Origin of the sequence: Pseudoclavibacter helvolus, assembly GCF_049707175.1 — a bacterium.
Taxonomy (GTDB): Bacteria; Actinomycetota; Actinomycetes; order Actinomycetales; family Microbacteriaceae; genus Pseudoclavibacter; species Pseudoclavibacter helvolus_A.
In genome coordinates this window covers 48743-74962 of record NZ_JBNAFM010000014.1, presented here as the reverse complement: position 1 = coordinate 74962, position 26220 = coordinate 48743, and the positions used below count along the sequence as shown (strand labels likewise).

The window sequence follows — 26220 nt, the reverse complement described above, 5'->3', positions numbered from 1 at the left end:
CGACCTGAGGGGTAGGGGTAGGGGTAGGGCGCGACAGCTGAGGGCGTCAAAGCTTGTTGGCTTGTTGGCTTGTTGGGATCGTTGGGATCGTTGGGATTGCTGGTCTTCTCGTCTTCTCGTCTTCTCGTCTTCTCGTCTGCTGGTCTGCTGGTCTGCTGGTCTGCCGGACTGCCCGACGCGGGCTTGCACGGGTCAGCGTTCGCGCAGGGTTTCGTCCATGTCGGCGGTCTCGACGGGGCCGCCCGGGCCGTACTTGAGGAGCACGCACCCCTTGGGTGACGTGACCGGCGCCTCGAGCAGGGTCAGGCCGAGCGGCGGACCGTCGTCTGGGAACAACCGCTTGCCGGCCCCGAGCACCACCGGGTAGACCCAGAGGTTCAGCACGTCGAAGAGCCCCTCGCGCACCAGATCCCGGGCGAGGTCGACGCTGCCCACCGCATGGATGCTGCTGTGTCGTTCGCGGATCGCCGCCACCTGAGCCGCCAAATCCGGGCCCACGAGGTGCGATGTCGCCCACGGAAGCTCCGGGTTGTCGCGCGACGCGACGTACTTCGGGATCCTGTTGAAGACCGACGCAATGCTGTCGGACGGGCCATCGGCATACCGCGGCCAGTAGGCGGCGAAGATCTCGTACGTCTTCCGCCCGAGAAGCAGAGCATCCATGCTCCGGACGCCCTCGTTGACGGCGTCACCCTCAGCCTCGTCCATCAGAGGTGCCTGCCAACCTCCAAAGCGAAAGCCTCCCTCCGGGTCCTCCTCCGGCCCGCCCGGCGCCTGTTGGACGCCGTCAAGCGTCGTGAACAGGTCGATGACTATCTGACCAGCCATGGTGTCTCCCTCACTCGGTGTCAGCGGCGAAAGCTCGTCGTTGTTGATGTCGTCGGTGTCGGTGTCGGTGTCGGTGTCGGTGTCCGTGTCCGTGTCCGTGCCGCTGCCGCTGTCACTGTCACTGTCACTGTCACTGTCACTGTCACTGCCGCTGTCACTGTCGGGCGGCGGCGGCGTTTGACGAGGTGGTTGGCTCAACGTACGTCCGGAAGTCGCCTCGACACCGGCGAAGCGGATGTGAATCCCAACATCAGAAGGGTGGCGGGTCATATTGCTGCGCGTCCGGCTCGTCAGTTGCCCGGAACTCTGGTTGCCGCCGGGGGCCAAGTTCGGCCTCGATGGCAGCCTTCTTGGCCGCGCGTTCACGCCGGAACTCCTCCAGAAAGCCCACCTTCGGGAAGCGCGCACGACGCTCATCGTCGCGCGAGTCTTGCCATCGGTCCGGAACTCGTGAAGCACCAGCGTCCCGCGAATCTGCCCGCGCCGAGACCTCCGGTGTGGCTCCCACGTTTCCTGTGGCTCCCACGTTTCCTGTGGCTCCCACATTTCCTGTGGCTCCCACATTTCCTGTGGCCCCCACGAATGCTGTCGCCGTCGCATCCGCTGTGTTCGTCGCGTTCGCTGTACCCGTCGCGTCCGCTGTACCCGTCGAATCCGATGTGTTCGTCGCATCCGTCGTCGCTGGCGGACTCGATGCAATTGGAAGGTTCGGACGGTTCGGAAGATTCGGTGGGTTCGCCGTGCTGAATCGTTCCGTTGCTTGGCGTTGATCGAGTGGCGCTTCGGGCTGTTGGTCTACCCCGAGGTTTGCCCCGAGGCCTGACGACTCGCTGGTCGCCGCTTCGGGAATGTGGCCGGGCGGGAGCGGCGTGAGTGAGGTGAGACGTCCGAGTTGCGCGGGCTCATCGAAGAGCACGAACCCGGAGGGTGAATGCCACTCGTAAGTTCCGTCGGGGAGCTGCTCGACGCTCCAGTCGCCGTGATGCTTGCCAGTGTGATCGCCCTCGCAGAGGTAGCCGAGGTTCGAGAGGCTCGTCGGGCCGCCGTCTTCCCAGGCTTCCGTGTGGTCGACATCGCACCGGTTTGCCGGCATCATGCAGCCCACAAAACGGCATCGGCCGTCACGCACTGCGAGACGCCGTCGCATGGCACTTGTCGGGCGGTAGGTGTCGACCTCCAGGAGCGTTCCTTTGATGGGGTCGATGAAGATGCGCTCGAACTCGGGAGTTGCGTCGATGAGCCGGCGTACCTCTTGGGTGGGGATGGGGATGTGACCGTCGAGGAGGGCTGGACTCGGTGGGGGAGCGGCGTTCGTTGGGCGATGTGGCTCCTCGGAAACCTCCGCGAGGTTCGCGGGGCTTCCTGCCCCGGCCCTGCCTCTCGGGTCAGCCGTGGGAGCGAGGAAGGTTTCGGCGGGCACGACGACCGAGATCTTCGCCTTGATCCGGGGCTTTCCCTGCAATTCCGCTGGAGTCGCCCGCAGGAAACTGTCGCTCAGCACGTCGGCGCGAACCTCGTCAAGGGAACGTGGCTCGGGAAGGGGCACGGTGGGAGTGGCCTGCTCCTGCTTTGAGCCGGGGCGCGCTCGTGCGGCTCGTCGCTCGGCGTCGCTGATGACACGCGCTTGCCTCGTCGTGCGGTCGTAGATCAACCGGAGCTTCGCGTAAGAGTCGATGACCGCCAGCTCACCGAGGCCGTCGTGGAGCTGGGTCAAAACCACGCGCCGCGTGCGGTGTGCGCGCTCGAACCGTTCGTCGAGTGAGGCATCGGTGAGCTCTTCGGCAACGCGTTCCGCGAAGGCCTTGATGCGGCCCGGAGTCGTCGACACGGCCTTCTCGAGCACAACACGGCAGAACTCGGCGCGGCGTCGTTCGAGCTCCGCGGCCTCCGGATGCGTGATCAGCAACCCGGCGTCAACGATGACCAGCGCGTGGGCGCGACTGAGCTCACCGGCCGTCATGGCTACCCGCACGGGCTCGAAGAGGTTCGCGATCGCATCCGCTCGCCCGAACTCGATCTGCACCGACCGCTTCGACCTGCCGCACACGGCCCCGATCTCACCGGCCAGCGAGCGCACCTCGACAGCGGGGCTCGACGTTCCCGCGAGTTCGTCGCTGCGGAGACCCATCTCGAGCGCCTGCGCGTGCAACTTTGCCTGTTCACCATGCAGGTGGTTCAGCTGCCGCTGGTTCTCGGCAAGTGCGTGGATGAGCAGGGCACGGCGAGCCCCCACCGTGAAATCTTCGGCGTGCTGGCAGGCCGCGATGACGACAGACAGGTCGACGCCCAAACCGTCGGCGAGGCGCTGCTGCGCCTCGCGGATCTGCGCGGCTCGGCCAGGCACCGCCACCTGCGGTGCCTCGTCGTCGGCCGGTTCGTTGTGCATGTGGGCATCGTCTCGCGAACCACCGACATTTTGCGATTGGCGAGTCACTTCTTCGGGTTTTCTCTTCTTCGGGGTTGCCTGTTCCCTGTGGCAGCCCGCGAGGCACTCCGGAGCTTTCAGCTATGGCGTCGCGGCGCGACGATGCCAGCGCAACCTTCCCAGCGCAACGTTCCCAGTACCGGCGCGAACCCGAACACAGCCTCCGCTCGCGCGGGCCAGTTAGCGTTGCCGCATGACGACAGCATCCGTGGCGCGGCCGACGCTCGAGATCCAGCGCACGCTGTGGGTGTGGTGCGGCGTGTACGTATCCGCCTGGGTGAGTGGGCTGCTCGTCGGAGCCCCCGACGTCACCACACACGACAGCTCGGCCACCATCGCTGCGGCATACGCGACCTCGCCGAGCGTGCTCGTCAACGCCACCCTCGTGCACGGCCTCGCCGCCGTCGCCCTGTACGGAATGTCGACCCTGCTCGGCAGCGAGCGGATGCGCAGGGCGACCCGCGGGGCGGGCCTCGCGACCCTAGTGCTCTCGCTCGTGCAGCTCGCCGGAGAAGCGCTCCTCACGTTCGGGCTCGCTTCCGACGGCGCGGCTGGGATGCTCGGCCTCGACTCGCGGCAGGTCTGGGCGGCCATTCAAGTCGTGGACGGCCTGAAGATGCTCGCCCTCGCCGCGCTCGTGCTGTTCGTCCTGATCGGCCAAGCTCGCCGCCCGATCTGGGCAACGCTGGTGAGCGGCGCCACGATACTCGCGCTGCTCGTGTCCGCGGCCGGGTTCCTGACACTCAGTGAGCCCCTCATGCTCGCCGCCTACGTTGCCCTCCCGTTCCTCCTCGTGTGGGCTGTGGTTGCCGCTCTCCGCTTCGGGACGCCGGCAGCACCACCGAGCGACCCGCAGCTCAGCTAGTTTCGGCGTCGGTAGCGGCCTCCGTCTCCGCCTTCGTCTCGGCCTTCGCGTCCGCCTCGGCCTCGGCCTCGGCCGGCTGCGGTGCTCGCACGCGCTTGTCGCGTCCGCGTCCGCGTCCGCGCCCGTGCCCGCCCGTGCCCGTGCCCGTGCCCTCGCGCGTCCGCACCGCCTTTACGACCGGATCGCGTCGATGACGTTGCTGCGCGTCGCGATGACGGCGGGAATGAACCCGGCGAGCAGCCCGACCCCGACGCTCACGACGACGCCGAGCACCGCCGCATCCACAGGGAACGGCACCGAGTCGGTGAGCCCGAGCCCACCCGTGATGGCTTGCTGGACCAGCGGATTCTGAAGCGTCACGATCGCGCATCCGATACCCACGACGCCCGCGAGCAACGTGCCGACGACACTCTCAAGCAAGATGGCGAAGAACACGCGCCCACCCGTTGCCCCGAACGAACGCCGGATTCCAATCTCGCGCACCCGCTGCTTGACCGTCACGATCGACAGGTTCACGAAGCCGATCGTGCCGACAAGCAGCACTATGCCGCCGACCGCCGTCACCAGGATCTGCACCGCGAGGAACGGGTCGTCGCCCCAAGACAGGTAGTCCATACGCTGAGCCTCGACCGCCCCGCCCTCCCCGAGCGCCGCCTTCAGGTCGCGCACGATCTGACTCGACAGCTCCTCGTGGTTCTCGAGCGGCAACCACATCTCGTACGTCGGGAACGTCGCCGAAGTGGCCTCAGCACCGCCAGGGGCGGGCTCCGCGGAGAAGCCGCCCATCATTCCGCCGCCCATCATGCCGCCGGAGCTCGCCCCGAGCAGGTGCTGTGCCTCGCTGAGCACGTACAGCTGCTCCGGGTAGTCCGGGTAGATGTTCGCCGACACCCCGACCACGACAGCCGTCGTCGGGGCCTCGCCAGCGAGGGCGAGCGTTGGATGCTCGGCCAGCGACGGGTTCCCCAGTCGGTTCCACATCGTCTCGTTGATCACCACCGCGGGCGCGAGCCGGTCGGCGTCACTGGCCGCCAGCCAGGAACCCTCCAGCAGCTTCACGCGATGCATCTCACCGTAGGGCGGATCGACGATCAGCGACTCCACGTCGGCCACACCGTCGACGAACTGGATGCGCGTCGTCCCGTACCCGGACGTCGACTCGTACGTGATGCCGTAGCGCTCGATCGCAGCCGCATACGCGGCTTCGTAGATCGCCACCTTCTCATCGGTGGCCTCACTCGAAACCATGAGCTGGTAGCTCGCGGGGCGCCCACTGGAGCGCTCAGACACCTCGATCGACGACTGCCTCGTGATCGACCCGAGCCCGGTCACAGCGACGATGGCGAACACGGCGATACCGATGCCGACGAGTGCGAGCGTCACGCGAACGCGATGCACCCGCAGCTCATCCCACGCCTCCATGAACGCGCCAGCGACCTGCGTGAGCCAGCTCATGCGGGTGCCCCGTCTCCGGGACGCCTGGACACGGCCGACCAGCCAGGCGCGCTCGCGCTCGTCATCGTGCCAGTCTCGCTACGCGCATCCGCATCCGCATCCGCATCCGCTTGCGCATCCGCCTCTGCCGCCGAGTCCAGACCCAAGTCAAGTTGCAGGTCGTCGCTCACCGGTGCGCCTTGACCCGGTGCGCCTTGGCCCGGTGCGCCCTGGCCGGGCACAGCGCCACCACCGCCTGACGGGCTGCCTGCGCCGCCGAACGGGCGGCCCGCACCACCCGGGCCGGACGGCACCAGCACGCCGGCGTCGAGCCGCAGCATGCGATCGGCACGCGCCGCCACGCTCTCGTCGTGTGTGATCGTGACGAGCGCCGCCCCGGTCTCCTTGCAGATGTCGGCGAGCAGCGTCATCACGCGCACCCCCGTCTCCACGTCGAGCGCCCCCGTCGGCTCGTCGGCGAGGATCACCCGCGGACGCCGCACGATGGCGCGGGCGATCGCGACCCGCTGCTGCTCGCCGCCCGAAAGTCGAGTCGGCAGCGAATTGAGTCGGTGGTCAAGGCCGACGTCCGTCAGCGCCTCCCGTGCCAGCGCATCCCGCCGCCAGAACGAGCGATCGCGTGCATACAGGAGCGGCATGGCGACGTTCTCCGTCGCCGTCCGCCCCTCCAGCAGGTTGAACTGCTGGAACACGAAGCCGATCTGGGCCCCGCGCATCCGGTCGCGAGCCCGCAGCCGCAGCGACGCCGTCGGCTTGCCGTCGAACAGCAGCTCGCCGCTGGTCGGCGCATCCAGCAGCCCCAGGATGTTGAGTAGTGTCGACTTGCCAGAACCCGAGCGGCCGACGATCGAGAGATGCTCACCCTCCTCGACCCGCAGGTTCACGCCGCGCAGGATGTGCAGCTCGCTGTCGTCGGCCGCGCGCATCGACTTCGAGATGTCTCGGAGCTCGATGAACGCCACGTCAGCCGCCCAGCATTCCGCACACCTCAGCGCCCGTCATCGGGTCGATGAAGCACTCCTCGGGGCTTGCCTGCTCCGCACCGGGCACGAACTCCAGCACGATGTCGGTCTCGGTGAGCCCCTCGGTGATCTGCACGAGCGTGCCGTCGGTGAGCCCGAGCTTGACCGAGCGTTCCTCGATCGCGCCGTCAGGGCCCTGCACGAACACCACGCCAGTCTCAGCCTGTCCCTGGACCGCCGTGATCGGCAGCGTCAGCACGTTCTCGGCGACGCCACCGTGCAGCACCACATTCGCCTCCAGGCCAGGGAACACAGTGACTTCGGCCGGAACGCGGCACGTTACCGTCGTCGTGTCCGTCGTCTCGGCGGCACTGGATGCGCCATTCGGGTCCTGAGCGGCGCTGCTGCTCTTCGCCGCCGCGCCAGAAGCGATCCGCAGCTCGGTGCACGTGAACGGCGCGGGGCCCGCCGTGATCGTGACCTGCGCATCCGCCGGCGTCGTCGCCAGACGGTACAGCTGCGCCGGCGGGATGGTGCCCTTCACGATGAAGCTCGCGGGCGTGATCGAGGCGGGCGCCTCACCGACCGTCACCTGCTGCTCGGCGATGAGGTTGAGCTTCGTGATCGTGCCAGACGTGGGGGCGACGATCTCGTTCCACTCGTACTCGGGCTCGACCGCCGGCGCGGGCTGGGAGCCGCCGTTCGCATCCGGAGTCGCAGGCGCGACCGCCTCGGGAGTCTTCTCGTTGCGGATCGACGCGAGCACGTCGCCCGCCTCGACGCGAGCGCCCTGCGTCGCGTAGACCGCGTCGATCGTGCCCATCATCGGCACCTTCGCGTCGACGGCCGCCGACTCCTGCACATTCGCCGTCAGCGTCACATCGTTCGTGATCGTGGCGAGCACCGGACTGATGGTCGGCTCGACGATCTCGCCCGTCGGGATGGCCGCCGACTCCTCAGGAGTGGAGCTGAAGAACGCGATCTTCACCAGCGCCACCGCGATCACGGCCACCAGCAGAATCTTGATTCCAGGCCAGACCCAGGACTTCCACACGCGCACGCCGATCTCCAATCTGTCCGCGTCGCGGAACTGCGACGAGATCTGCGGGTTGTCGCAGCCCGATCCGACCGCCCACCCCGCGCACAAGGTAGCAGGGGCCAACGACACTCGGCGCGCGCATCCTGGACCCCTCCGCTCGCCCCCTGCGACAATGAGACGTGACCACTTCAACGCCTGACCTCGGCCTCCTCCTCGACGTCGACGGCCCCATCGCGAGCCCCGTGACCCGCACCATCGCGATCCAGAGCATCCTCGACGACCTCGTCACGCTGGCCGCGGCGGGTGTCCCCATCGCGTTCATCACTGGACGCTCCGAGGAATTCATCCGAGAGCGCGTCATCGAGCCGCTCTTCGAGAACGGGCTCGCGGATGCGCTCAAGAAGCCGGGCGCGCGCATGTTCGGCGTGTACGAGAAGGGCGGAACCTGGTCGGCGATCTCACCCGAAGGGATGAGCGAGCTGCAGATCGACGAGTCGGTCGTGCCGCCCGCCGCATACGTCGCCGCGATCCGCGAACTCGGCGAGGGCGAGTTCAGCGACGTCCTCTTCTTCGACGAGACGAAGAAAGCCATGATTTCGGTCGAGCAGCGCACCGACGTGAGCTCCGAGGCGTACCGCGAGCGGCAGAAGGCGTTCGACGACGCGGCGTTCGAGCTCGCCGCCCAGCAAGGCGTCGGGATGCGCCACGGCGACCGCGAGGTCCCGGATGCGCAGGGCGACGTTCCCTTCCGCATCGACCCGACCATCATCTCCACCGACATCGAATCGGTGACCCTCGACAAGGACCACGGAGCCCGCCGCGCCCTCGCCGAGTTCGCGCAGGCCGGCCCCCTGCCGAAGCGCTGGCGCTCCGTCGGCGACTCCCGCAGCGACTACAAGATGGCCGACGAGCTGCACGCCACCGGGTACGACGCCGCGCACGTCGACGTACGCCCTGCCGACGGCATCCTCGAGAAGGACTACGACGTGCTCACCTTCGGCGACCTCATCCACGACGACGCCGGTGCCGCATTTCTCCGCGAATGCGTGCGCGAGCTGGGCTTGGAGGACTAGGCGGGGCAATCGCCTCCCTGAATCTGCCGCCTGCCGCGGCGACCGGCACTGGGACTGGCACTGGGCACCGGCGACAGACACGCGAGAACAACATCTTCATCGCCAGATGAGCCGGGTTTTCCCGTATGGATACGCCCGGCGCACTCCGGACCCGGCGCGTTGCGGACCCGGCGCACTGCGCGCCGGCCGCTGCGCGCAGGCGGCCTCATCCCCTCGTTCCGCGCTACGCCGGCGTGGCACACTGCTGGTGAGCCCCGGACCTGGCGTGCCCCCGCAGCGCCGCGCAATCCGACCCCACCCTCTCGCCGGGGCTCCACCCCAGAACGGAGCCCCCAGTGTCTGACGACGTCAACGACGACATCGCCCCAGAGCCCCAGCCCGACATTCCCGAGCACACCCGCAGCGATCGGCGGCTCACGCTCCGAGGCGACGATGCCCTCGGCTGGCTGTCCAGCATTGGCTTCGTCTCCGAGTTCCACGGCGCCGTCGCCATCCGCTTCGATATCACCCAGGACGGGCGGTTCGGCTACGCACGCGCGCAGCACGCCGCCATGACGCTGCGGCTCGGAGAGTACGGCAGCAGCCATGTCGTGTTCGCCTTCGTCATCGTCGAGGGGGAGCTACACCTCGTCGAGGAAGCGACCGGTCGGGAGTACACGCTCGGTCCGGGCGACGCTTACGCGTTTCCGCTGTCAGTCAAAGTCGTGCAGACGAACCCCACCGTCATCACCAAGATCGGCATCTCACTCGACAGCACCGTCATCGACATGGCCGCGCTCACCGAGCTGGTCGTCGTGCGCGGCGGAGAAGACGCAGGCGTAGGGCGCGTCGTCGTATCGCTGGTGAACTCGCTGCTCGCCACAGAGCTCGACGTCGACGACGAACGCCACGACAACCTGCGCGCCGCCGTCGAGCAGTCGGTGCTCGCCCTCTACGGGACCGTGCTTCGCCAATCCGGCCGCGCCCTGAGCCCCGGCGAGCGGCTCGTGAAGTCTGCCCGTTCGCTCATCGAACGGCACGACCTCAACCGGCGCTTCACGGTCGCCTCGCTCGCGCGAGAACTCGATGTCTCGGACGCATACCTGCGCCGCGTGTTCCGCGAATCTGGCAGCTCGCCCCTCGAAGCGCTCACCGAAGTCCGCGCGGCCCGCGCCAGAGCGCTCCTCGCCGGCCCAGCGGCAGCCGGGCTCACCCAGACGCAGATCGCCGAACGGGCCGGCTTCACCTCAGCAGCGAGCATGCGGCGCGCCCTACAACGCGACTGAGCCCGCCGCTGACGAGGACCGGCCGCTCGGGGATGTGCGCCGGCCCGTCGAGGTGCAAGGTCCGCCGGATCACGTGCGGCTGCTCGGGGATGCGCGCCCGCCCGTCGAGGTGCGAGGCCCGCCCGCTCACGTGCGCGCGCTCGCTCGCCTGGGCCTGCGCGTCCGCCCACCCACAGGCGAGGCCCGCCGCTCACGCGTGCTCGCTCGCCCGGGCCTGCGCGCCCGCCCACCGGGCCCGCCCGCGTACGCCCCCGCGATCGAAAACGGAACCGCGCGCGATCGTTTTCGCGCGCGATCGACGACGGCCGAGCATCCGGCGCCGGCAGCGCCATACGTTGCGACGAGCAGCTCACGCGACCCACACCACCCAACCAGCGGGAGACCGGTGAGCTGCACCACACCGTCGCAACCGAAAGAGTCGCTGAACACCATGAGCTCCCCAGAAACCCCCGGCCAGGCAGGGACCCCCCACGTCCGAGAGGCCCTGCACACCGCCCGTACCCACGCCACGTCAGAGACCCCAGGCCTGACCGCACGCACTGCGAGACGAACGCTCATCCAGGGTGCCGTGTGGAGTGTGCCCGTCATCGCCGTCGCCGTCGCGGCTCCCGCCACGGCCGCATCCCGGGCCTGCCCCGTCGTCAACACGCCGTCGACGTGGACGCAAACGTACTCCCGGGTGCTCGGCGACGGTTTCAGTCCTCGACACTTCAACCAGTACGGCGGCACCGAGATCGCCCTCACCACCCGCAACGCCGAGAGCTTCCTCTCGATTCAGGATGCGCGCCCCGCGTCCGCGGGCAGCGGGACAGTCACGCTCGCCACCACGTTCACGCCGGTCGCGGGCCAGACCTACACCTTCTCCTTCACGGCGCGAGGACGAGCCGGCCAAACGCTCGGCCAGACCCTCGCGATCCGGCTCGCAGGCACGCAGGTGTGGGCGGCCGCGACCCGCACGGGCATGGGCCCCACCATCATCATCACCAACAACCAGGCCAACTACTCGATCACCTGGACAGCACCGAACTCCAACGCGACCAGCCTCGAGTACGTGTTCTTCCTCCCCGCGACCAACGGCAACAACGACGACCTGCGCATCACCCTGCCCGTCGTCACATCGCCATATTGCGTCTGAGCGGTGGCATGACGCCGTCGCGCGTCTGATCTGCTGAGCAGTAACTGAGCAGTTGCGCAGCTGAGCGCCTGAGGAACTGACCGGCGCCAGCACTCGGTCGGCAAGGGGCGGGCCCGCTCCGGCCGCCGCAGGCACCATGCGCGTAGCGCAGCGCAGCGCAGTTCAGCCCCTCGCAGTTCAACTCAGTTCAGCCCGGCGCAGCGCAGTTCAGCCCCGCCCAGTTCAGTCCACTTCGGTTCCGCCCCGCTCAGCTCAGTTCAGCGTGATCCGCAGCGCCGCCGCGGCTTCGCGCGCACGCTGCCGAGCCTCATCAACGTCGGCTCCCCGCGCGAGGGCCACCGCGACCCGCCGCTTGCCGGCGACGTTCGGCTTCCCGAAGAGTCGCAGCTGTGCCGTCGGCACCGCGAGGGCCGCATCCACCCCCTCGATGATGGGCACGCCGGTGCCCTCCGCGAGCACGGCGCAGGATGCGGCAGCCGGCTCGCCAACCCCGGAGCCGATGCGCAGGGGTTCGGCGACCGGCAAGCCGAGGACGGCGCGGGCGTGCAGCGCGAATTCGGACAGATCCTGCGAGACGAGCGTCACGAGGCCCGTGTCATGGGGGCGCGGCGACACCTCGGAGAAGAGCACGTCGTCGCCCACGATGAACAGTTCGACCCCGAACAGGCCGTAGCCACCAAGCGCATCCGTCACCCGCTTCGCCACACCCTTCGCCTTCTCGAGCGCCGCCTCGGGCAACGCCGCCGGCTGCCACGACTCGCGATAGTCGCCGTCGACCTGCGTGTGCCCGACCGGCTCGCAGAACACCGTGCCACCCACGTGGCGCACCGTGAGCAGCGTGATCTCGGAGTCGAACGGCACGAAGCCCTCGACGATGACCCGGCCGCGGCCCGTGCGGCCGCCCTCCTGGGCGTAGTCCCACGACGCCTCGATGTCGTCAGGTTCGCGGATCACCGACTGGCCCTTCCCCGACGATGACATGACGGGCTTCACGACGCATGGCAAGCCGACCGCTTCGATGGCCGCCGCGAACTCCGTGAAGGTGTCGGCGAAGCGATACGGCGACGTCGCAAGTCCGAGCTCCTCGGCCGCCAGTCGGCGGATGCCCTCCCGGTCCATCGTGAGCTGCGTCGCCCGCGCCGTCGGCACCACCCGCGTGCGCCCTTCTGCCTCGAGCTCGGCGAGCACCTGCGTCGCGATCGCCTCCACCTCGGGGATCACGATGTCGGGGTGCTCCAACGCCAGCACCTCCCGCAGCGCTACCGGGTCGAGCATGTCGACGACGTGGCTGCGATGCGCAACCTGCATCGCGGGGGCGTTCGCGTACCGGTCGACGGCGATCACCTCGACGCCGAGGCGCTGCAGCTCGAGCGCGACCTCCTTCCCGAGCTCGCCAGCGCCGAGCAGGAGCGCGCGCGTCGAAGCGGGGGTGAGCGGGGTGCCGAGGGTGCCGTCCGTCATGCACGCATTCTCGCACCGCCGCGTTTCTGGCGGGCGAGTCGCGCGGTCAGGACTCAGGGGGAGTGCCTCCCGTCGAGGTCCGACGAGGCGTAGTAAGGTGACCCTTACTTCTAACGATGACGTGTGCGGCCGTCGTCGGTCGTGCTCAGGACCAGGAGAGTCGCCGTGTTCCAGGCCCTCGCGACCAGCCCCACGGCGCACCAGACCGACGCCGCACACCGCGGGGCGAGCATCCCAGCGCCCCGCGATGAACGCCTCGCCCAGCTCGTGCGGTGCGTCCTCGACGATCCCGCCGACGACCGGGGCGTCGAGGCCTGGGCCTGGCAACTGTCTCTCAGCGTGCGCACCATCGCGCGCATCTTCGCCGCTGAGGCTGGCACGACGTTCTCGCGCTGGCGCACCGAGGTTCGAATGGCGGCGGCCGTGCGGATGCTCGCCCACGGCGTACCCGTAAGTACCGTCGCAGTGCAGGTGGGCTACGCGACAACAAGCGCGTTCAGCGCGGCCTTCCGTCGGTCCAGAGGGTCGCGGCCCAGCGACTGGCGGCCGTAGGTGCCCAGAGCCGCGGCCCTCCGTTCGGGATGGGTTTCTCATCTCGAGATGGCCTGCAACCCATCCCGAGATAAGAAAGCCATCCCGAGACGAGCGGGAGCGGAGCTTACGCGTCGGTCGCTCGGCGCTCTGGCCCCGGTAGGAAGTGCATCTGCTCGAACCGCCCATATTTGACGACAAGCGCCTCGACGAGGTCGCGCTGATCCTCGTCGTCGATGCGGATCTGCGTGTGCCCGTTGTAGAGCAGCAGATCGTGGGCGTTGGAGAAGATGAGCCGCTCCCAGCGACTCGACCAGAGCCGCCGCCCTCGCTCGTCGAACGCGACCAGCTCCTCTCCGGTGAGGGTCACCATCGCGACGCCGTCGCTGCCGCGCACGATGAGACCGACCGGGAACTCGCTCTTCTCGTACTCCTCGAAGTAGGCGTTGTACCCGACAAGCGCGATCGGGGAGACGGAGCGCAGCGACCTCGAGACGCGGGACACGCGAAGCTGACGCATCTCCGGGATTTTCTCGACCGGTGGTTCTGCGGCCGCGCCCTCTTTCGTGGTTGAGGCCCCGTCCGTCGAGCGGTCTGCTGCGTCTTCGTCCGTTTCACCGCCGGGGGTCGCTGAGTCGGGTGCCGCGTCGCCGCCCTCTTCGCTGTCGACGGGGATCGCGACCATGGTCCCCGGCTTGTGGCTCTCGAGCCACAGCTCCCAGAGGCGGCGTTCGTTCGCCGGGAACGACCCGGTCGATGTGACGAAGGGCTGGTTCTTGCCGATGACCCGGTGGGTGTACTGCCACACGGGCAATCGCCGCGGCCGCGGGCGAATGCTGAGGTCGCCGAACACGACAATCGCGGCGATCGCGATGACCGCGAGCGCGAAGATGACGAGCAGCCCCCCGAACAGCTCGTCTTGATTCACTCTCGAAGCGTAGCGCGCTGTGCGGATGCGTTCGTGTCGCGACAGGGGCAGCGGCGGGACGCCCATCGGTCGCGGAGCGACAGGTCACATCGCGGAGCGACAGGTCACATCCCGATGCTCGGAGGGGGAGGGGAGATCGCGACGCCCGTGCGGGGCGGTGCGTCCACGAGGCGGCGCCATTGGCCCTCTCCAAACAAGAGTGGCGCCGCCACGTGGTCGTCGTTCGGGCGCCGACGACGCGAGGAGGAGCGTCGACGGCACCCGGTCTGTGGGGGGTGGGCCGTCAGGTGCCGGGGCGGCACTCGGCCTGCAGGCTCTGTCCGGTCCGGTCCGGTCCGGCGGAGTCCCCGGCCCGCCTAGAGCCCCTGCGCGAGGCGGTAGTAGGCCTGGTTCCAGCGGACTTCCTTGCTGAACTCGCGCAGGGTGGTGTCGGCGTCGATGCGGAGCAGCTCGGTTTTCGCGATGGTCGCGAAGTCCTCAAACACGTCGATGCCGACGGCGGTCGACATGACCGTGTGGTGCGCGGCGCCGGCGGTGAGCCAGGCGGCGGCGGAGACCTCGAAGGAGGGCTCAGGCTTCCACACGGCGCGGCCGACGGGCAGCTTCGGCAGGGGAGCGGTGGGCTCGACGACCTCGACGACGTTCGCGACGAGGCGGAAGCGGTCGCGCATGTCGCTGAGCGCGACGACCACGGCGCGGCCGGGGTCGGCGGTGAAGACGAGGCGCACGGGGTCGTCCTTGCCTCCGATGCCGAGCGGATGCACCTCAAGCGTCGGCTTGCTCGTCGTGAGGGAGGGGCTCACCTCGAGCATGTGCGCGCCGAGGATGAGCTCGCTGCCCTCCGTGAGGTCGTACGTGTAGTCCTCCATGAGGCTCGCCCCGCCAGGCAGGCCCGCGCCCATGACGTTCGCGGCGCGAACGAGGATGGCCGTCTTCCAGTCGCCCTCGGCGCCGAAGCCGTAGCCCTCGGCCATGAGGCGCTGCACGGCCAGGCCAGGGAGCTGTTTGAGGGCGCCGAGGTCCTCGAAGCTCGTCGTGAAGGCGCTGAAGCCGCCCGCCTCGAGGAACGAGCGCAGGCCGAGTTCGATGGCGGCGCCGTCGCGCAGCGACTGGTGGCGTTCCGCGCCGCGGCGCAGCTCGGGGGCGACGTCGTACAGCTCCTCGTATTCGGCGACCAGCGCATCCACCGCCGCATCGTCAACCCCGGCGACGGCGTCGGCGAGCTCGTTGACGCCCCACGTGTTGACCTGCACGCCGAAGCGCAGCTCGGCCTCGGTCTTGTCGCCCTCGGTGACGGCGACGAAGCGCATGTTGTCGCCAAAGCGGGCGAGCTTCATGGTGCGCACGGCCTGCCAGGCGGCCGCGGCGCGTGACCAGCTGTCGATCTGCCGCGTCACGCTCGCGCTGGACGCGTGGCCGACGACTGTCTTGCGGGGAACGCCGAGGCGCGTCTGGATGTACCCGAACTCGCGGTCGCCGTGCGCGGCCTGGTTGAGGTTCATGAAGTCGAAGTCGATGTCGGCCCAGGGCAGCTCAACGTTGGCCTGCGTGTGCAGGTGCAGGAGCGGCTTCGCGAGCGCGTCGAGGCCCTGGATCCACATCTTCGCGGGGCTGAACGTGTGCATCCACGCGACGATGCCGATGACGTTGTCGTTCGAGTTGACCTCGAGGGCCGCGCGGCGGATGGTGTCTGAGTCGGTGAGCACTGGCTTCCAGACGATCTTCACGGGCGTGCTCGGCGACTCGTTGAGGGTCTCGACGATGCCCTTCGACTGCTCGGCGACCTGACGCAGCGTCTCCTCGCCGTACAGGCCCTGGCTGCCGGTGAAGAACCAGATCTCGAGGTCGTCGAAGGAGGTGGTGAGTGCGCTCAATTGAGGGCTCCTGTCGGGTCTTGTCCGTAGACGTTCTGGTAGCGGTCGAACAGCGAGTCGATGGCCTGCTGGGGGATGGCGTCTGGGGTGCCGAGTTGGCGGGAGAGGTGCACGGTGCGGGCGACGTCTTCGACCATGACGGCCGCCTTGACGGCGTCGCGGGCGTCTTTGCCGATCGTGAACGGGCCGTGGTTCTTCATGAGCACGGCCCGCGAGCGGTGGCCGCGCAGCGTCTCGACGATGCCGCGGCCGATCGAGTCGTCGCCGATGATCGCGAACGGGCCGACGGGAATCTCTCCGCCGAACTCATCCGCCATTGCCGTGATGACGCATGGGATGGGCTCGCCGCGCGCCGCCCACGCGACCGCGTAGTCGGAGTGCGTGTGCACGACCCCGCCGACCTCCGACATGTTGCGGTAGACGTAGGCGTGCGCCGCGGTGTCGCTGGACGGAGAGCGGTCGGATCCCGGCGTTCCGGGAACGACCTCGCCGTCGAGGGTGCAGAGGATCATGTTGTCGGCGGCCAGATCGTCGTAGCTGACGCCGGACGGCTTGATCACGAAGAGCTCGGTGCCGGGCACTCGGCCAGAGATGTTGCCGCCCGTCCAGACGACGAGCCCGTAGCGCACGAGCTCAGCGTGCAGGGCAGCGACCTCAGCGCGCACCTGGTCGATACTCGCCTGCGTCTCCGCCGTGATGACGGGCGTGGTGCCGGATGTCTGGATGCTCACGCGTTGACCTCCTCGTGGGTTGCGGGCGTAGACGTGGATGCGTCTGCTGCGTCTGCTGGGGCAGTGGATGCGTCTGCCTGGGCTGTCGATCCGCCGGCGAGTGCCTCGCGGCGGCGTCGCTTGAGGCGCTTCATGACCTGGTTCGCGCCCCGCCCAAAGTGATCGTGGAGCTGGTCGTACTCGGCGTAGAGTTCGTTGTACGCGGCGACCGCCTCGAGGTTCGGGGCGTACTTGGCGCGCGTCACGCGCCCCATGGCTGCCGCGGCGGCACGTGCATCCGGGTACGCGCCTGCAGCGATCGCGGCGTGGATCGCTGAGCCAAGCGCCGGCCCCTGCGCGCTGTCGATCGTGGAGATTGGCATGCCGAGGATGTCGCTGTAGGTCTGCATGAGGAACGCGTTCTTGAGCAGCCCGCCGGCCGCGATGAACTCGGTCACCGGCACCCCGGAGGCGTTGAAGGTCTCGACGATCTTGCGGGTGCCGAACGCCGTCGACTCGAGGAGCGCCCGGTAGACGTCCTCGGCCTTCGTTGCGAGCGTCGCGCCGACCAGCAGGCCGGAGAGCTCATGGTCGACGAGCACGGAGCGGTTGCCGCTCTGCCAGTCGAGGGCGACCAGGCCGTGCGCGCCGACCGGCTGCGCTGCCGCTAGGTTCGTGAGGTGCTCGTGCACCGAGATGCCGAGCTCAGCCGCGGCGCGCTCGTAGCGAGCGGGCACCTGGTTCTCGACGTACCAGGCGAAGATGTCGCCCACGCCCGACTGGCCGGCCTCGTAGCCGTAGAGCCCCGCGACGATGCCGCCATCGACGACCCCGCACATCCCCGGCACCTCGGCGAGGGTGTCGGAGCTCATGACGTGGCAGGTTGAGGTGCCCATGATGGCGACCATCTGGCCGGGCTCGGTCGCCGCGGCGGCCGGGGCGGTGACGTGCGCGTCGACGTTGCCGACCGCGACCGCGATGCCCTCCGGCAGGCCGGTCCAGGCCGCCGCCTCCGCCGAGAGCAAGCCCGCGGCGTCGCCGAGCTGGCCGATCTCGTGCGCAAGCTTTTCGTCTGCGAAGTCGGCGAACTCGGGATTGAGGGCTGCGAGGAACTCGCGGCTCGGGTACTCGCCGTCCTGGAAAATGCCCTTGTAGCCGGCGGTGCAGGCGTTGCGGATGTACGTGCCCGTGAGCTGCCAGACGATCCAGTCGGCCGCCTCGACCCAGCGGTCCATCGTCGCATAGACCTCAGGAGCCTCCTCAAGCAGCTGAAGCCCCTTCGCGAACTCCCACTCGCTCGAAATGAGCCCGCCGTAGCGAGGCAGCCACTTCTCGCCCCTGACTTCGGCGAGCTCGTTGATGCGGTCGGCGTGCGGCTGCGCTGCGTGGTGCTTCCACAGCTTCACGTAGGCGTGCGGGTTCGACTCGAAGCCGGCGACCTCGTTGAGCGGGGTGCCGTCGCTGAGTGTCGGCACCATGGTGCACGCCGTGAAGTCGGTGCCGATGCCGATGACATCCGCCGCGTCGATACCGGCGTCGGCGATGGCAGCGGGCACGGCGACCTTGAGGACGTCGACATAGTCGCTCGGCACCTGCAGCGCCCACTCGGGCGGCAGCTTCGCGCCCGTCGCTGGGAGCTGCTCGTCGACCACGGCGTGCGGGTACGCCAGCTCGCCCACACCGACTTCGGCCCCATCGCGGACTCGGACCACCACGGCGCGACCAGAGAGGGTGCCGTAGTCGACCCCAACAACGTACGTGTCGCGCGCGCCGGCCTCTGGCGTGGCGGGTCCGCCCGAAGGCGCTTCGATTGCTTCGCTCATCGTCGGCAGGTCTCCTTTGGCTGTGCCTCGGCGCATGTGATCGATCACATTTGACGATGACAATACGCGATGCCGACCCAAAAGCAAAGCGGTGCTTCTACGCGGGAACGGGAGCGGTGGATGCGCGGTGCACGAGCGCCAGGGTGGGCGTCGGCATGGCGTCATCGTCGTCGAGGAGCTGCTCGACGCACCTGCGGCCCGCAACGGAGAAGTCCTGCCGAACGGTGGTCAGCGGCGGCCAGAAGTGTGCCGCCTCCGGGATGTCGTCAAAGCCGACGATGCTCACTCGTCCAGGCACCTCAACCCCGAGTTCGTGGGCGGCGTGCAGTACGCCGAGAGCGAGCTGGTCGTTCGAGCAGAAGATGGCCGTCGCCTCGCCTGCGAGGAGCTCGCGACCCGCCTGGTAGCCGGCGGCGGGGCTCCACGCCCCGGCGTTCACGTGCTGAGGGGGCAGTCCGCGGTCGGTCATCGCGTGCTCGTAGCCGTGAAGGCGCGACGTCGCGTCGAGCCAGTCGATGGGGCCCGCGAGATGCACGATCTTCCGATGCCCCAGGCGAAGCAGGTGCTCGGTCGCGAGGCGCGCGCCCCGGAACTGGTCAGAGGCCACCTCGACGCCGTCGATCGTTTCGCGGTTCTGCACAGTGACGAACGGGATACTCGTGCGCGTCGACTGCAGCGCCTCCAGCACCCTGGTCTGCGGGGCAACCGCGACGATGCCTTCGACTGCCAGCTCCGCGAGGCTCGTGAGTGCCGCATCCACCGACGTCGCCGACAACTCGTCGGCGTACTCGATGATCGTGCTGTACCCGCGTGAGCGCGCCGCCTCGGTGATCGCGGAGATGCTCGAGGCGGGCCCGAACTCGCCCCGCGACGTCGAGATGACCCCGAGCGTGCGGCTGCGCTTCGACGACAGGGTGCGGGCCGCGAGGTTCGGCCGGTAGTCGAGCTCGCGCATCGCGTCCAGCACCTTCGCGCGCGTCGACTCGCGCACACTCGGGTGGCTGTTGAGCACGCGGGAGACGGTCTGGTGTGAGACGCCGGCCGCCCTCGCGACGTCGAAGACGCTCGCGGCACGGACCGTGAGGGGGCGCTCTTGGGCAGGCATGGGGTGATTATCTCCGACGGGCGGTAGGCATGCGACCGTCTCGACCTCGAACGCGGGCACCGTCCCAGATCCGCGACCAGACGTGAACACGCTACGGTGCCTCCGCGAGTTCACCGCCGTTCGCCACTTCCGAGGTCACTGCAATACTGAACGAATGACCGGGGGCGGGGAACAAGACGGCGGCGATCCGTATGCCTACGACGAGGTGTTCACGGCGCCCGCCGCGCATCCGACTCCCTCGCCGGGTGTCCCCTCGAGGCCAGTGGCGCCCGCGGCACGGACGCCCGCTGAGTCGCAACCCGCCACCCCCGGCGCGCCCCACACGGTCGGTCCCAGCAGCTCAGTCCCCAGCGTCGCAGGGCGCGGCATCTCAGGGCGCGGCGGCGCAATCTGGGCGGTGAGCCTGGCCGTCGTAGGCCTCCTGATGGGATCGATGTACACGGATGTCCAACCTTTCGCGCTCATCAGACCCATGCCGAACGCCGTCGCCATCTTCATCACCATCACCGCAGGACTCGTCGGGCTCGTTGCTGTCGTGCGCCCCGGTGTCGGCTGGCGGATCCGTGTCGCCGGAGGAGTGGCACTCCTCATTGCCGGCTGGGCCATCGTCCCGCCGTTGGTGACCGCAACTCTGATATCGCGACAACTCGCAGCCGAAAGCGTCGCGCTCGGCGGCCAGCAGAACCACGCCGCTCTCGGAGACGAAGTGCGGCTTGGTGACTGGCTCGTCACGATCGATGTCGTGAACCGTGATGGGAACGACTGGTACCGTGCCGCCTTCCCCGACGAACGCCTGGACTTCTCGGAGACCGCGGTGGTGATCAGTGGCGCCGCCCGGCTCGTGCACAACGCCGACGCCACAGACGGCATCTCCGGACCCAACCTTCGCATCGACACCGCAGGCGAATCGTGGAGTGCTTGGTCTGAAGAGAACGTCATCCCCGGAGTCGAATCGCAGACAGCGTTCTTCCAACCCGGAACCGAGACCCGCATCACTTGGGTTGCCAAGCTCCCAAACGAGGCGCTCGAGGTGGGAATGCCAATCACGCTGAAGGTGAGCGCAGATCGCCCAGAAGATGACCTCGTCACCCTGGAAGGGCCGTCCTTCATTGCGGCCACCGTCGACGCTGGTCGTCGGTCGCAGCTCCCCGCCTGGTTGCCCGACGAAGCCACGACGTGAGGCAGGCCGCTCCGAGGCGAAGTGCCTCGGCGTTCTCCTAGCGAGCCCCCTCCCGCGAGCCTAAACTCTGCCTATGACTGGCATTCGGGCAGGGAACGTGCGTCTCCTGGCGGCCGCCCTGGCGGCAGCGGCACTCCTGGCCTTGAGCGCCTGCTCGGCAAGCCCCGCCCTCACGATCGGGGCGGATGCTCCTCCCGCGGTCACCGAGACACCCTCCGCCGAAGAAGCCCCCGGTGCGACCGACGAGCAGTTCACACCCGTCGTCGTCCAAGCGCTCGCCGAACCGATCCCCGTGCTCGGAACAGACGCGCGCATCCACCTCGCCTACGAACTGCTGCTCACCAACGGGGCGCCGTCGAAAGTGAAGATCAAAGTCGTCGAAGCGAGTGCCGGCGGGACCGTGCTCCAGGAGCTCGAAGGTGACGACCTCGACGACTCGATGCGCGTCGCCGGCACTACCGACGGCGGCGGCCTCGAACTCGGGCCCGGCCAGAACGCGACCGTATGGATGGACGCGACCGTCGCATCCGACGCCGACGTCCCCGACCGCCTCGAGCACACCGTCACCGTTGAGATGCCCAAAGCGCAACCGCCCCTCTACGAGAAGACCATCGAGCAGACCACTCAGGCGATCGGCGTCGACAAGCGAGACGTGGCCGTCATCGGGCCGCCCCTCACCGGCAGCGGCTGGCTCGACGCCAACGGCTGCTGCGGCCTCACCGCGCACCGCGGAGCCGTCAGCCCCATCAACGGCACCTACTGGGCCCCGGAACGGTGGGCCATCGACTACGTCAAGCTCACACCGACGATGAAGCTCTACGACGGGGCCCGCGACAACGCGCGCAGCTACCCGGGCTTCGGCGAGAACGTCATCGCCGTCGCCGACGGCCCCATCGTCGCCATCACCAGCAACCGAGCAGAGCAGAAGGCCGGCACCGCGCCAGGCCCGACCCTCACCCTCGACGAATACGGCGGCAACTACGTCGTGCAGGACATCGGCGGCGGCAACTACGCCTTCTACGCGCACCTCAAGACCGGCAACCCCTTCGAGCTCGAGGTGGGGCAACAGCTCAGCCGAGGCGACCGGCTCGGCCTGCTCGGCAACACCGGAAACAGCGACGCCCCGCACCTCCACTTCCACATCATGGACTCCCCAAATCCCCTCGCCTCCAACGGTCTGCCGTTCGTGTTCGACACCTTCACGCGCGACGGGCAGGTCACCTCGCAGGCCGCGCTCAACGACGGAGAGCAGGGCAAGGCGTACAAGGTCGACAAAGCCGATGCAGGGGAGCGGTCCGGCCAGGTGCCGCTCACCGGCGACCTCATGACCTACCCCGGCGGCTAGCGCCGGTAGACGGCGGGGCGTGGGGTGCCTTCTCTTGGCGCCCGCTCGCCACAGCATCACTGCCAGCCGAAGTGCCGCTTCGGTGTGCGCTTCTGTCGTCACTGCCAGCCGAAGTGCCGCTTTGGGGTCCGCTTCTGTCGTCACTGCCAGCCGAAGTGCCGCTTTGGGGTCCGCTTCTGTCGTCACTGCCAGCGAAAGTGCCGCTTCGGTGTGCGCTCCTGTCGTCACTGCCAGCAAAAGTGCCGCTTTGGGGGCGGGTTAAAGGGCCGAATCTCTGGCAGCGATGCCGCAGGCTCGCGCCGAGCCGCCTCGCCCCGCTTCGCCCCGCCGCGCCCCGCTCAGCCTCGCGGCGGCTCTCAGGATGCTGGGCGTACGGTCGTGCCGTGAGCGTGCACATCCGCAGCATCGGCACCGCCGTCCCCCCGACGGTGCTGCCCCAGACCGACGCCCGCGACCTGTTCGCCGGCCAGCCGGGCATCAACCGACTCGGCGCGCGCCTCATCGGCGCCGCCTTCGACGGCTCCGCGATCGAGCGTCGGCACACGGTGGTGGATGCGCTCGCCGGCGGCGCGGACTCGGCCCTCGTCGCCGACGGTCGCGTGCTCGACGCGTCGACCGGCGCTCGCAATGAGGTGTACGCCGCGCGCGTGCCGGAACTGCTGCTCGGTGCCGCGCGCGCCGCGCTCGCCGGCAGTGACCTGGAGGCGAGCGACATCACGCACGTCGTCACGGTCTCCTGCACCGGCTTCTACGCGCCCGGACCCGACTACGAGATCGTTCGCGGCCTCGGCCTGTCTCCTCGAGTGCAGCGCTTCCACCTTGGATTCATGGGTTGCTACGGTGCGTTCCCCGCGCTCCGGGCGGCGGATGCGTTTGCTCGCGCGGACCCCGATGCGGTCGTACTCATCGTTTGCGTCGAGCTGTGCACCATCCACCTGACGAGCTCCAACGACCCCGAACAGATCGTCGCCACCTCGGTCTTCGCCGATGGCGCCGCGGCGGCCCTCGTGACCGCACGTCCCGCGCCGGCCGGCACGAGCATCCTGAGCATCGACGCGCTCGAGAGCACCATCACCGACGAGGGCGAGTCGGAGATGGCGTGGACGATCGGCGACAGCGGCTTCCGGATGCGCCTCTCGGGGTACGTGCCGAGCATCATCGGCGCGTCCATCGAGGACGTCGTCGCGCCGTTGCTCGCCCCGACCGTGCCGGCGAGGACGCCGCTGTGGGCGATCCACCCGGGTGGGCGCAGCATTCTCGACAAAGTCGAGCATGCGCTCGGCCTTACGGAGGAGCAGCTGGCGGCGTCTCGCGGGGTGCTGCGCGACTACGGAAATATGTCGAGCGCGACCGTGCTGTTCATCCTCGAGCGGTTCCTCGCCGAAGGGGGAGCGCGTGCTGGGGGTGCTCAGAATGCTTCGGGCTCAGGGGGCGTCCCGGGTGCAGAACGCTCCCAGCGGTCCCAGGGCTCCCAGCCTTCTGGGGATCCAGCGGGTTCCGCTGCCAAGCCGCCGGAGGACGCCGGCGAGGCGCTCTGCGCCATGGCGTTCGGCCCTGGACTCACGGTCGAGGTCGGGCGATTCACGCGGATGCGCGCGTGACTCGCGAGAGGCGCCGAGCCCGTGCGGGCGCCACCCTCGCAAGGCCAGCCGCTCCTGCGCCGCACCAGCCTGAGCGCCCACGTCGCGGGCCCCTGGGGTCGCGACAGTGAGCGCATCCCGTTCGCTCTTCCCACTGCCCCGAGACACCACCTCGCTGGAGCTCATGGATGACCCGAACTGCGATCAGGATCGCCTCTTCGCGACCTACGCGCAGTTCCGCGCCGTGAACGCACTTGTCGCCGGCTGGCGTCGCGTCTACCTGCGCGACGTGCGGCCCGTGCTTGACCGGCGGCGCGCATCCACGCTGCTCGACATCGGCTTCGGCGGTGGTGACATTCCGCTCGCGCTGGCGCGCTGGGCGTCGCGCGACGGGCTGCGGCTACGCGTGACAGCCATCGACCCGGATGAGCGTGCGCACGAGTTCGTCGAGTCGCGCGGGCTGACGGGGCACGGCGTTGACTTCCGGGCGGCATCGAGCCGAGAGCTGGTCGACGCGGGGGAGCGGTTCGACATCGTCACGTCGAACCACCTGCTGCACCACCTCGAGGCGGATGCGCGTGCCGAGTTGCTCGCGGACAGCGCCGATCTCGCGCCGCTCAGCCTGCACAGCGACATTGAGCGCGGGCGCCTCGCGCTGGCCGCGTTCAATGCTGCGACGAAGCCACTCGATCGGGGGTCGTTCGTGCACTACGACGGGACGCTGTCGATTCGCCGCAGTTACACGGCCCCGGAACTGCAGGCGGTCGTGCCGGCAGGGTGGATCGTGCGTCGCCGGTTCCCGTACCGGCTGCTGCTGACCCGGGACGAGACCCTCACGCCGCAGGGCTGACGCGGGGCATGGACCCGTGCTGCCGGGGCGTTGGCGCGTGCTGGCGTGGCGTCGGTGCAGTGCTGGCGCTGCGCGCCGGGCGTCGTGGAGCGGCACGGTGCCGGCGAACACGATTTTGTCGGTGGTCTGCATCAAGATGGGCACTATGCAGGGGGATGAGCAAGACAGCAGCACCAGCAAGGCGGAGGGGCCAGGCGGGGGAGCACACGCGGGCGATCCGGCGGCTCCGGGCGGGCACGATGTGGGCGATGCGCTGAGACGGTCGGTCGGTGGCCCGGGTGGCGATCGCGATGTTGAACCATTCGGCGCACCGAGCGGCGGCCAGGGTAGCGATCCGAAAGGCGACCAGGGGGCGGGCGGGGCTGAGGGTGCAGATCCCTACGGCTATGGGGAGCCGGTGGAGATGCCGGATGCTCGCGGCGCGAACACGGTCACGGCAGCGGCAGCGGCAGCGGCAGCGGCGCCGGCGGCGACCGTGCCAGCCGCACCGGCACGCGGGAGCCAACCGCGGCGTCGCTTCGGCTGGGCGCTTGCTGCCTTCATCCTCGCGTTGCTGAGCTGCCTCGGCGAACTCACCGTCGGCGCGCTCTGGCGGTACTACGAAGACACCGACAGCGTGACGCCACTCGGCGTGCTTATCGGGGCCGTCGCGGTGCTGCTGGCGGCCGTCGCCCTGTGGGCTCGTCAACCGAAACCGCTCGCCATCACCGCGCTCGTCATCGCTGGCGCGCTCGTGGCGACCGGAGCGGTGCAGGCCGGCAGTGCCCTGTGGCAGGAGGCACGGGAGACAGCCGATGCCGCGGCCGCTCGGGGCGGAGCCGACAACCCCGTCGCGGTCGGCGAGTCCGTCGTCGTCGGGGAGTGGAAGGTGACCATCGATCTCGTCAACTTCGACGGGAGCGAGTGGGCGGACTCGGTTGGCGATGGCGCGCTCCCCGTCGCCGACGGCGAGACGGTCACCGTGGTGAGCGGCACCTTCGAGCCCCTGACGACGGTCAGCACCATCGGAGACCCGCTGCCGAGTATGTCCATCGAATCCGAGACCCTCGGCGATACGTTCCGTCTCTTCCGAGACAAGAGCATCGTGCCCGGCGTCGCGGGTGCCACCACCACCTACACAGTCGGGGTGCCGACGCGCATTCACTGGTCGGTCGTGACGCCCGAAGGCCTGACCGAATCGGCCGACGACCTCACGCTTCGGATGCGCGGTGAATCCCGCGGCGTCGAAGACTCGCATGCAGGAGTCGGCTTCGAGACGAAATACGTGCGGCTCGGCTCGGCATCCGTCATCCCCGATTGGGCCACGAACACGCCCGGCGGGGTCCCGTCGACGTCAACGTCGCTGCCGCCCTCTTCCTCGCCGTCACCGAGTCAGGCGCCGCGCGGGGGCGAGGAGAATCCGTGGCGGGTCGGCGAGGCCTTCCAGTTCCAGGGCTGGACCGTGACCGTCGCCAGCGTCGACGACAGCGCGGTCGACGAGGGCGTCGTGGTGAGCCTCACAGCGCAGAATGACGGCTCCTCGATCATGTTTTCACGAGACCTAGAGCCCACGTTCTACTTCACACCGGACTGGTCGAACGCTGGCCCCCGGAGCCCGCTGCTCCTGCCGGCACCCGAGCCGAGCTTCCCGCTCTCCGAACCGGTTCCACCCGGCGGGACGGTGACCGGCAACATCCATTTCCAAGAAGAAGCGCAGAACAGTTGGGCGCTGATGTTCGAGGCAGAAGATGGGTCCGAGAAGCAGTACGTCGCCGCGCCCTGATCGGTTGGCGGCGGAGCCTTCAGG

At 68.9% G+C, this 26220-nt stretch carries 22 protein-coding genes; 10 read left to right on the top strand and 12 right to left on the bottom strand.

The features are described from left to right. Positions 1-192 precede the first annotated feature (192 nt). Positions 193-1155 (bottom strand): dihydrofolate reductase family protein, encoded by a 963-nt coding sequence (locus tag ACPYN9_RS12385; RefSeq protein ID WP_424466835.1) that lies wholly within the window; start codon positions 1153-1155, stop codon positions 193-195. After that, positions 1079-3214 (bottom strand): HNH endonuclease signature motif containing protein, encoded by a 2136-nt coding sequence (locus ACPYN9_RS12380; protein ID WP_424466834.1) that lies wholly within the window; start codon positions 3212-3214, stop codon positions 1079-1081. Before ACPYN9_RS12380 ends, ACPYN9_RS12385 begins: the two co-directional genes overlap by 77 nt. 232 nt (positions 3215-3446) lie before the next feature. On the opposite strand from ACPYN9_RS12380, the gene ACPYN9_RS12375 reads away from it, so the two are divergent. Further along, positions 3447-4118 carry a hypothetical protein gene (locus ACPYN9_RS12375; protein ID WP_424466833.1) on the top strand — a complete coding sequence of 224 codons (672 nt, stop codon included), beginning with the start codon at positions 3447-3449 and terminating at the stop codon, positions 4116-4118. Here ACPYN9_RS12375 and ACPYN9_RS12370 read toward each other — a convergent pair. Genes ACPYN9_RS12370 through ACPYN9_RS12355 form a run of 4 tightly spaced genes read right to left on the bottom strand, consistent with a single transcriptional unit; the run spans position 4111 to position 7595 of the window. Next, entirely contained in the window at positions 4111-4284 is a 174-nt protein-coding gene (locus ACPYN9_RS12370) for a hypothetical protein (RefSeq protein WP_424466832.1), read from the bottom strand. The genes ACPYN9_RS12375 and ACPYN9_RS12370 overlap by 8 nt on opposite strands. A 5-nt stretch (positions 4285-4289) precedes the next feature. After that, complete coding sequence (locus tag ACPYN9_RS12365; RefSeq protein WP_424466831.1) at positions 4290-5573, bottom strand: ABC transporter permease; 1284 nt, start codon at positions 5571-5573, stop codon at positions 4290-4292. Then, the gene (locus ACPYN9_RS12360) at positions 5570-6535 is read right to left on the bottom strand and encodes an ABC transporter ATP-binding protein (protein WP_424466830.1); all 966 of its coding nucleotides are present in this window, start codon (positions 6533-6535) and stop codon (positions 5570-5572) included. The genes ACPYN9_RS12365 and ACPYN9_RS12360 overlap by 4 nt, the downstream gene beginning before the upstream one ends. Before the next feature lies 1 nt (position 6536). Continuing rightward, positions 6537-7595, bottom strand: coding sequence for an efflux RND transporter periplasmic adaptor subunit (locus ACPYN9_RS12355; RefSeq protein ID WP_424466829.1), 1059 nt, complete (start codon positions 7593-7595; stop codon positions 6537-6539). 158 nt (positions 7596-7753) lie between these two features. Between ACPYN9_RS12355 and ACPYN9_RS12350 the strand changes: the two genes are divergently transcribed. The 3 genes from ACPYN9_RS12350 (at position 7754) to ACPYN9_RS12340 (ending at position 11047) form a co-directional block, all read left to right on the top strand. Beyond that, complete coding sequence (locus ACPYN9_RS12350) at positions 7754-8647, top strand: hypothetical protein (protein WP_424466828.1); 894 nt, start codon at positions 7754-7756, stop codon at positions 8645-8647. Positions 8648-8982: 335 nt separating this feature from the next. Beyond that, positions 8983-9912 carry a helix-turn-helix domain-containing protein gene (locus ACPYN9_RS12345; protein ID WP_424466827.1) on the top strand — a complete coding sequence of 310 codons (930 nt, stop codon included), beginning with the start codon at positions 8983-8985 and terminating at the stop codon, positions 9910-9912. A gap of 430 nt (positions 9913-10342) precedes the next feature. Next, complete coding sequence (locus tag ACPYN9_RS12340) at positions 10343-11047, top strand: hypothetical protein (RefSeq protein WP_424466826.1); 705 nt, start codon at positions 10343-10345, stop codon at positions 11045-11047. 252 nt (positions 11048-11299) lie between these two features. Here ACPYN9_RS12340 and purT read toward each other — a convergent pair whose 3' ends face one another. Next, complete coding sequence (gene purT, locus ACPYN9_RS12335) at positions 11300-12508, bottom strand: formate-dependent phosphoribosylglycinamide formyltransferase (protein ID WP_424466825.1); 1209 nt, start codon at positions 12506-12508, stop codon at positions 11300-11302. A gap of 165 nt (positions 12509-12673) precedes the next feature. Here purT and ACPYN9_RS12330 point away from each other — a divergent pair, with 165 nt between their 5' ends. Beyond that, positions 12674-13060, top strand: a complete 387-nt coding sequence (locus ACPYN9_RS12330; RefSeq protein ID WP_424466824.1) for a helix-turn-helix transcriptional regulator — start codon at positions 12674-12676, stop codon at positions 13058-13060. A gap of 106 nt (positions 13061-13166) precedes the next feature. On the opposite strand, the gene ACPYN9_RS12325 is transcribed toward ACPYN9_RS12330, so the two are convergent. The 5 genes from ACPYN9_RS12325 to ACPYN9_RS12305 form a co-directional block, all read right to left on the bottom strand. Next, positions 13167-13967 carry a hypothetical protein gene (locus tag ACPYN9_RS12325; protein WP_424466823.1) on the bottom strand — a complete coding sequence of 267 codons (801 nt, stop codon included), beginning with the start codon at positions 13965-13967 and terminating at the stop codon, positions 13167-13169. Positions 13968-14323: 356 nt separating this feature from the next. After that, positions 14324-15841, bottom strand: a complete 1518-nt coding sequence (gene araA, locus ACPYN9_RS12320) for an L-arabinose isomerase (protein WP_424466822.1) — start codon at positions 15839-15841, stop codon at positions 14324-14326. After that, positions 15838-16566: an L-ribulose-5-phosphate 4-epimerase gene (locus tag ACPYN9_RS12315; RefSeq protein ID WP_424466883.1), complete on the bottom strand. Its 729-nt coding sequence runs from the start codon at positions 16564-16566 to the stop codon at positions 15838-15840. Before ACPYN9_RS12315 ends, araA begins: the two co-directional genes overlap by 4 nt. Positions 16567-16568: 2 nt before the next feature. Next, positions 16569-18374 carry a ribulokinase gene (gene araB, locus ACPYN9_RS12310; protein WP_424466821.1) on the bottom strand — a complete coding sequence of 602 codons (1806 nt, stop codon included), beginning with the start codon at positions 18372-18374 and terminating at the stop codon, positions 16569-16571. A gap of 97 nt (positions 18375-18471) precedes the next feature. Continuing rightward, a complete protein-coding gene (locus ACPYN9_RS12305; protein ID WP_424466820.1) occupies positions 18472-19479 on the bottom strand; it encodes a LacI family DNA-binding transcriptional regulator in 1008 nt (335 codons plus the stop codon). A gap of 154 nt (positions 19480-19633) precedes the next feature. Between ACPYN9_RS12305 and ACPYN9_RS12300 the strand changes: the two genes are divergently transcribed. The 5 genes from ACPYN9_RS12300 (at position 19634) to ACPYN9_RS12280 (ending at position 26196) form a co-directional block, all read left to right on the top strand. Next, complete coding sequence (locus ACPYN9_RS12300) at positions 19634-20659, top strand: hypothetical protein (protein WP_424466819.1); 1026 nt, start codon at positions 19634-19636, stop codon at positions 20657-20659. A gap of 73 nt (positions 20660-20732) precedes the next feature. Continuing rightward, positions 20733-22004, top strand: coding sequence for a M23 family metallopeptidase (locus tag ACPYN9_RS12295; protein WP_424466818.1), 1272 nt, complete (start codon positions 20733-20735; stop codon positions 22002-22004). 383 nt (positions 22005-22387) lie between these two features. Next, positions 22388-23605: a type III polyketide synthase gene (locus ACPYN9_RS12290; RefSeq protein WP_424466817.1), complete on the top strand. Its 1218-nt coding sequence runs from the start codon at positions 22388-22390 to the stop codon at positions 23603-23605. A gap of 106 nt (positions 23606-23711) precedes the next feature. Beyond that, positions 23712-24434 (top strand): methyltransferase domain-containing protein, encoded by a 723-nt coding sequence (locus ACPYN9_RS12285; protein ID WP_424466816.1) that lies wholly within the window; start codon positions 23712-23714, stop codon positions 24432-24434. Positions 24435-24531: 97 nt separating this feature from the next. Then, complete coding sequence (locus tag ACPYN9_RS12280; protein ID WP_424466815.1) at positions 24532-26196, top strand: hypothetical protein; 1665 nt, start codon at positions 24532-24534, stop codon at positions 26194-26196. Positions 26197-26220 lie beyond the last annotated feature (24 nt).